General features: G+C 67.8%; 5 protein-coding genes. 1 reads left to right on the top strand and 4 read right to left on the bottom strand.

What is annotated here, in order from left to right:
- Positions 1-104: 104 nt before the first annotated feature.
- Complete coding sequence (locus tag C474_RS02805) at positions 105-1,211, top strand: hypothetical protein (RefSeq protein ID WP_008383731.1); 1,107 nt, start codon at positions 105-107, stop codon at positions 1,209-1,211.
- 37 nt (positions 1,212-1,248) lie between these two features.
- On the opposite strand, the gene dhaM is transcribed toward C474_RS02805, so the two are convergent.
- From dhaM to ileS, 4 genes are all read right to left on the bottom strand, one after another.
- Positions 1,249-1,644 carry a dihydroxyacetone kinase phosphoryl donor subunit DhaM gene (gene dhaM, locus C474_RS02800; RefSeq protein ID WP_008383729.1) on the bottom strand — a complete coding sequence of 132 codons (396 nt, stop codon included), beginning with the start codon at positions 1,642-1,644 and terminating at the stop codon, positions 1,249-1,251.
- The gene (gene dhaL / locus C474_RS02795) at positions 1,641-2,351 is read right to left on the bottom strand and encodes a dihydroxyacetone kinase subunit DhaL (protein ID WP_008383728.1); all 711 of its coding nucleotides are present in this window, start codon (positions 2,349-2,351) and stop codon (positions 1,641-1,643) included. The genes dhaM and dhaL overlap by 4 nt, the downstream gene beginning before the upstream one ends.
- A gap of 87 nt (positions 2,352-2,438) precedes the next feature.
- Positions 2,439-3,434, bottom strand: coding sequence for a dihydroxyacetone kinase subunit DhaK (gene dhaK / locus C474_RS02790; protein WP_008383727.1), 996 nt, complete (start codon positions 3,432-3,434; stop codon positions 2,439-2,441).
- Positions 3,435-3,540: 106 nt separating this feature from the next.
- On the bottom strand, positions 3,541-6,672 hold the full coding sequence (gene ileS / locus C474_RS02785) for an isoleucine--tRNA ligase (protein ID WP_008383725.1): 3,132 nt from the start codon (positions 6,670-6,672) through the stop codon (positions 3,541-3,543).
- Positions 6,673-6,740 lie beyond the last annotated feature (68 nt).

Here is a 6,740-nt window from a genome sequence, read left to right as displayed (position 1 = left end):
TTCTCCCCCGACGGCGACGCGAAAAACGTCGAGGAACGCTACGGCCGCTGGACCGACGCCGTCGAACGCTCCCGCGACTGGGCCCGGGACGGGGGTGACTAAGGATGGCGCTCGCAGACCTCTGGACGATAGAACTGCTCATCGCCGCCTTCGCGGGCGGCGCGTTCGGGGCCGCCTTGGGCGCGCTTCCGGCGTTCATCTTCACCGGCTTCCTCGTCGTCGCCGGGGAGGCCGCGGTTCTCGCCAACGGCGAGGCCGCGAGTATCACCGGATCCGTCGCCTTCGGCGCGCCGTTCTCGCCGGCCATCAGTTTCGCCGGCGGTGCGGCCGCCGCGGCGTACGCGGCGAAGAAGGGGTACATGGACTCGGGCTTCGACTACTACGAGGCGAAGAACATCGGGTTCGCCCTCGGAACCAAACCGGACGTGCTGGCCGTCGGGGGCGTCTTCGGCATCGTCGGCTACTGGCTGACGGTCCTCTCGGGGGCGTTCGCCATGCCGTACGACCACATCGCCATGGGCGTGACGCTGTCGGCGCTCATCCACCGCATCGCGTTCGGCTACGACATCGTCGGGAAGCACCGCGGCAAGAGCCTCCTCGACATGTCGCCGTTCGAACGGGAGGAGATGCGCGTCATCGGCGACCCGGCGACGGACGGCGGGACCGCGAAGACGGACGGCGGTGAGGGAGTCGACGACTCGGGAGCCTCGTTGGACCTCCAGTCCGACGGCGGCACGGCCGCCGCGCCGTCCTCCCGGTTCGCCGTCGAACCGTGGCTCCCGCACCAGTACAAGTGGGGGAACGTGGCGATGATCGGTCTCGTCGTGGGCATCCTCGGCGCCTACATCGCCATGGTGACCGGCAGCGCGTTCCTCGCGTTCGGTATCAGCGCGGCGTCGCTCATCTTCCTCAACCTGGGCGTCGAGCGCATCCCGGTGACGCACCACATAGCGCTCCCGGCGAGCACCGCGGCGCTCGCGGTGACCAACGGCGGCGAGGGGTCGCTCCTCGCCGCCCTCGTCGTCGGCGCGGCGTTCGGCGTCGCCTGCGGCCTGTTCGGCGAACTGTTCCAGCGGGTGTTCTACTCGCACGGCGACACCCACTGGGACCCGCCGGCGGCCGCCATCGTCTTCGGGACGTTCCTCGTCGCGGTGCTCTACATCGCCGGGGTCTTCCCGAGTGCGTCCTGGGTCGCCACGCTCGGCCTCTGAAAAATCGGTACCGACCTTCTTTTCGACCGTTCGGCGCTCAGTCGTTCAGCTTGCGGTACTCGCGCGCGTCCTCGGCGGACTCGACGACCGAGTCGAGCGTCGCCTTCGAGGACGTGGTCTCGACGGCGGCGTTCAGGGCGCCTTCGAGGACGGGTGCGTCGGCGACGACCGCTTCCGCGTCCGTCATCTCCAGGGCGAGTTCGGTGTTCATCACGGCGCTGCCGAGGTCGACGAGGACGACGACGCCGTCCCCGTCGTCCGCGGCGTCGACGGCCTCGCCGATGCGGTTGGCGTCCGTGCCTATCCCCTCGCCGTCGTCGCCGTCGCCGCCGGCGGGTTCGATGCGGGCGTCGCCGCCGCCCATCTGCGCGGCGATGTCGCGGATGCCCTCCGCCGCCTTCGCGCTGTGCGAGACGACGACGAGTCCGATCATTGCGCCTCCTCGGGGTCCTCGTCGGGCGCGGACTCGGCCACCGCCTCGACGTCCGTCTCCCCTTCCAGATACTCGCCGGCGGTGTCCAGAATCTCCTCTAAGATGAACAGCGTGCTCGTCGCGCCGGGGTCCTGGTGGCCGACCGACCGCCACCCGAGGAACGACGCGCGGCCCTTCGACGCCCGTAGCGGGACGGTGAAGTTGACGCCGCGTTCGGCCGCGTCGACGGCCTTCGCGAGGGCCGTCAGCGGCGGCAGGTCGTCGTGTTCGACGGACTTCTTGTACGTGTGGACCGCGGGCGTCAGGGCGTCCACCATCGTCTTCGCGCCGACGGGCGCGTCGCCGCGGTCTTTCACCTTCTCCAAGTAGGCCTCCGCGAAGGCGACCGAGGTTTCGGCGGTGATGCCGCCTTCGAGTTCCTGGCTCGCGGTCATGATCGACCCGCCGTACAGCGGTCCCGCGGCGCCACCGACGTTGCCGATGATTGTCGTCCCGATGGTCTTGACTATCTCGTCGACGTCCATCCCCTCGAACTCGTCTGTCTTCTCCGCGACGGCCTGGAAGCCGCGGTGCATGTTGTTACCGTGGTCGGCGTCGCCGATGGCCGAGTCGAGGTCGGTGAGGTGGGACTTCTCCGACTCGATGCGCGCGGCCACGTTCTCGACGGCGGCCACGAGCGCTTCGCGCTGAACGGATTCGTCTGCCATATCGGATGGACGGCGCCGGTCGGCTTGAAACTACGGCGAACGGAAAAGTAGTCGTGTCGGTCGGTTTTTGTGTCCGCGGCGGCCGACTCAGCGCTTCAGCGCCGGCGTGTCCGCGTCGGCGTTGAGCAGGTCCTTCAGTTCGTCGTCGACGCGGCAGACGGTCACCGAACAGCCCATCATGTCCAGCGAGGTCATGTAGTCGCCAACCCACGCATCCCACGTCTCGACGCCCTTCCCGTCGAGTATCTCCTGCACCTTCCGGTTGACGATGAACAGTTCCGACTGCGGCGTGCCGCCCATCCCGTTGACGATGGTGACGACTTCCTCGCCGGACTCGATGTCGAGGTCCTCCAACACCTTCTCGGTCAGGTGTTCGGCCACCTCGTCGGCGCTCATCATCTCGGCGCGTTCGGTGCCGGGTTCGCCGTGGATGCCGATGCCGAGTTCGAGTTCCTCCTCCCCCAGGTCGAACGTCGGTTCGCCCTTCTCGGGCGTCACGCAGGAGGTGAGCGCCACGCCCATCGTCCCCACGTTCTCGACTACCTTCTCGCCGACCGCCTGCACCTCTTCGAGGGACGCGCCGGCGGCGGCCTTCGCGCCGACGGCCTTGTGGACGAGGATGGTGCCGCAGACGCCGCGGCGACCCGAGGTGTACAGCGAGTCTTCGACGGCCACGTCGTCGTCGACGACCACCTGCGCCACTTCCACGTCCTCCATCTCGGCCATCTCGCCGGCCGTATCGAAGTTCATCACGTCTCCCTCGTAGTTCTTCACGACGCAGAGGACCCCCTCGCCGGCGTCGCAGGCCTGCACCATCTCGTTCAGTTCGTTCGCCGTCGGGGAGGTGAACACCTCGCCCGCCGCCGCGCCGTCGAGCATCCCGTCGCCGATGTAGCCCGCGTGCGTCGGTTCGTGACCGCTCCCGCCCCCGGAGACGACGCCCACCTTGCCGTCCACCGGCGCGTCCGAGCGAACGAGCACCTTCGTCCCGTCGAGGCGACGAAGCCTGTCGGGATACGCCGCCAGCATCCCGTCGAGCATCTCGTCCACGTAGTCCGATGGGTCGTTAACGAGTTTCTTCATAGTCCACGTGTAGGTCGCCCGAAGACGCCAAAAGCTTTCGCTGTGCTTCCGGGTTGGGAGAACGATTCCCGGCGAGAAACGCGGGGCCGCGGCGCAATCGTGTCCGTTACTCGGTCCGCGCGACGCCGATGACGACCGTGACGCCCTCGACGTCCCACTCCTCGGTCAGGTCGGCGTCGTCGCCGTCCGAATCGAGGGTGGTCGCCCGAACCTCCTCCGCGATGAGGCTGTCGTGCTGCGCGACGAGGTCAGCCACTCGGTCGTCCTGCACGTCGAGGGAGACGGCTATCTCCTCTTCGACGTCGAGGTCCAGGCGCTTGCGCATCTCCTGGATGCGGCGGATGACGTCGCGGGCGTACCCCTCCGCCTCTATCTCCTCGGTGAGCGAGGTGTCGACGTAGACGACGCCGCCGTCGGTGTCGTCGACGGCGAAGTCGGCGCCGTGGACGTTCTCCGGCGGTTCGGCGCGGTACTCGACCATCTCGTCGTCGAGTTCGACCGTCTCGCCGTCGACGTCGACGCCCGACTCGACCGCCTCGCGGGAGGCGCCCTTGACCGCCTGCATCACCTTCTGGGCGTCGCCGCCGAAGGCGGGACCGATGACGCCCATCTGCGGGTCTGCGTGCTCGACGAGTTCGTCGAACGCCTCCACCACCTCGACCTCGCGGGCGTTCACCCGGTCGGCCAGGAGGTCCGAGAGCGCCTCGACGGCCTCGGCGACGCCCTCCTCCTCGCTGGCGACGACGACGCGCGGGACGGGCCACCGGAGCTTTCGCTCGCCCTGCTGGCGGGCGTTGGCGGCCGCCTCCTCGACGCTCCGGAGGACGGCCATGTTGCGCTCCAGTTCCTCGTCGCGCCACTGCTCGTCGACCGTCGGGTAGTCGAGGGCGTGGACCGTCGTCTCGCCGCCGTCGATGCGCTGGTACATCCGCTCTGCGACGTACGGGGTGAACGGCGCGAGCAGTCGCACCGTCTCGTTCATCACCGTCGCCAGCGTCGCGTACGCGCCGCGCTTGGAGGCGGAGTCCTCCTCCTCCCACATCCGCTCGCGGATGGCTTTCACGTAGAAGCGCGAGACGTCGCCGGTGACGAACTCCAGTACCGCGTTGAGGGCGTCGTGAACCTCGTACTCGTCCCACGCATCGGCCACCTCGGCCTTCACCGTCTGCAGGCGCGAGAGCACCCACTCGTCGACGACGGTGAGTTCGCCCTCCGAGAGGTCCGGCGTCGCCGGGTCGTAGCCGTCCAGTTCCATGTACGGCAGGGGGAACCGGAAGACGTTCCAGAGGATGTTGAGCGACGACTGCATATCGGAGAGACCGGCCCACTCGAACGAGAGGTCGACGCCCTGCTGGTCGTGGCTGAGGAGGTACGCGCGCAGGGGGTCGCGGCCGGCGCGTTCGATGGCCTCCTCGGGCGTGACGATGTTACCCAGCGATTTGGACATCTTCCGGCCGTTCTCGTCGTTGGCGAACCCGTGCATCAGCACCGACTCGTAGGGACTCTCGCCGAACGCGGCGGTGCTCATGCCGAGTTGCGACCAGAACCACCCGCGGGTCTGGTCGTGCGCCTCGACGATGAGGTCCGCGGGCCAGAGGTCCTCGAACGCCTCCGTCTCGCCGGGATAGTCCAGCGTTCCCCACGTCGCCACCGAGGAGTCTATCCAGACGTCGAACACGTCCGGGACGCGTTCGTACGTGGTGCCGTCTTCGGTGATGGTGAGGGGGTCGACGGAGGGGCGGTGTAAGTCGAGTTCGTCGGGGTCGACGTCCTGGTCGGCGCGTTCGGCCAACTCCTCGCGCGTGCCGACGACGACGAAGTCCTCGCCGTCCGGCGACTCCCAGATGGGGAGGGGAATCCCCCAGTAGCGCTGCCGGGAGACGTTCCAGTCGGGCGCGTCGCTGACGAAGTCGCGGAAGCGGTTGTCGCGCGCCCACTGCGGATGCCACTCCGAGTCCTCGATGTTGTCGAGCAGTTCCTCTTTGATGTCGGTGACCGTGATGAACCACTGGTCGGTGGCGAGGAAGATGATGTCCGTGTCGCACCGCCAGCAGTGGCCGTAGCGGTGGCGGTGCTCGCCGGAGTGCAGGAGGCTCCCGTTCGCCGCTAAGTCCTCGATTATCTCGGGGTTGGCATCGCGGACGAACGTGCCCTCGTACTTGCCGGCCTGCCCGGTGAACTCGCCGCGGCCGTCGACGGGGACGTAGATATCGAGTCCGAGTTCCTGTCCGCGGGCGAAGTCCTCCTGCCCGTGGCCGGGCGCGGAGTGGACCAGTCCCGTCCGGTCGGCCTCGACGTAGTCGGCGGTGTACACCTCGCCGGCGCCCTCGAAGTCGGCGTACTCGGCCAGTTCCTCGCGGAGGGGGTTGTCGTACTCCCAGCCGACCATCTCCTCGCCGGCGACCTCCTCGACGACCTCGTAGTCCTCGTAGCGACCCTTCTTCAGGGCGTCCTCGACGCAGGGTTCCGCGAGGTACAGCACCTCGCTCTCGCCGTCTCGTTCCGCGCGAACCGCCTGGTACGTCATCTCGCCGTCGACGGCGACGAACGTGTTCGCGGGGAGGGTCCACGGCGTCGTCGTCCAGATGACGAGGCTTCCTTCCTTCCCCTTCAGGGGGAACTTCACGTAGATGGAGGGCGACTCTATCTCGTCGTACTCCACCTCGTTGGCGGCGATGGCGGTCTGACAGCGCGGACAGTAGTTCACCGAGCGCTTGCCGCGTTCGACCAAGTCCCGTTCGGCGACCTGCTGGAACGCCCACCACGCGGCCTCCATGTACTCCGGCGAGATGGTCTCGTAGGGGTTCTCCCAGTCCATCCAGACGCCGATGGACTGGAAGTCCTCGTCCATCGCCTCGCGGTTCCGCTCGGCGAACGACTTGCACTCCTCGATGAACGACTCCATGCCGTACTCCTCGATGTCCCGCTTGGTCTCGAAGCCGAGTTCCTCCTCGACTTTGACCTCGATGGGGAGACCGTGCATGTCGTAACCGGGGCGGTCGGTGACGCTGTGGCCCGTCATGCGCTTGTGGCGGATGATGGCGTCCTTCAGCGTCTTGTTCCACGCCGTCCCGAGGTGCATCTGGCCGGACGTGTACGGCGGCCCGTCGACGAAGAAGAAGGACGGGTCGTCCGCGTGCGCCTCCTTCGCCGCCTCGTAGGCGTTCTCCTCGTCCCAGTAGTCGCCGACGGCGGACTCCACGTCCCCCGGCGTATACTGGTCGCTTAGGTCGTCCATACAGGAGGACAATCCGGGAACGTATATCAAGTCCGTGGAACCGTGCGAACCGTTCCGGACCGCCCGCC

The sequence above is a fragment of the Halogeometricum pallidum JCM 14848 genome, assembly GCF_000337095.1.
Taxonomy (GTDB): Archaea; Halobacteriota; Halobacteria; order Halobacteriales; family Haloferacaceae; genus Halogeometricum; species Halogeometricum pallidum.
Note: the sequence above shows the minus strand (reverse complement) of the source record. Positions and strands in the feature narration are given on the sequence as shown.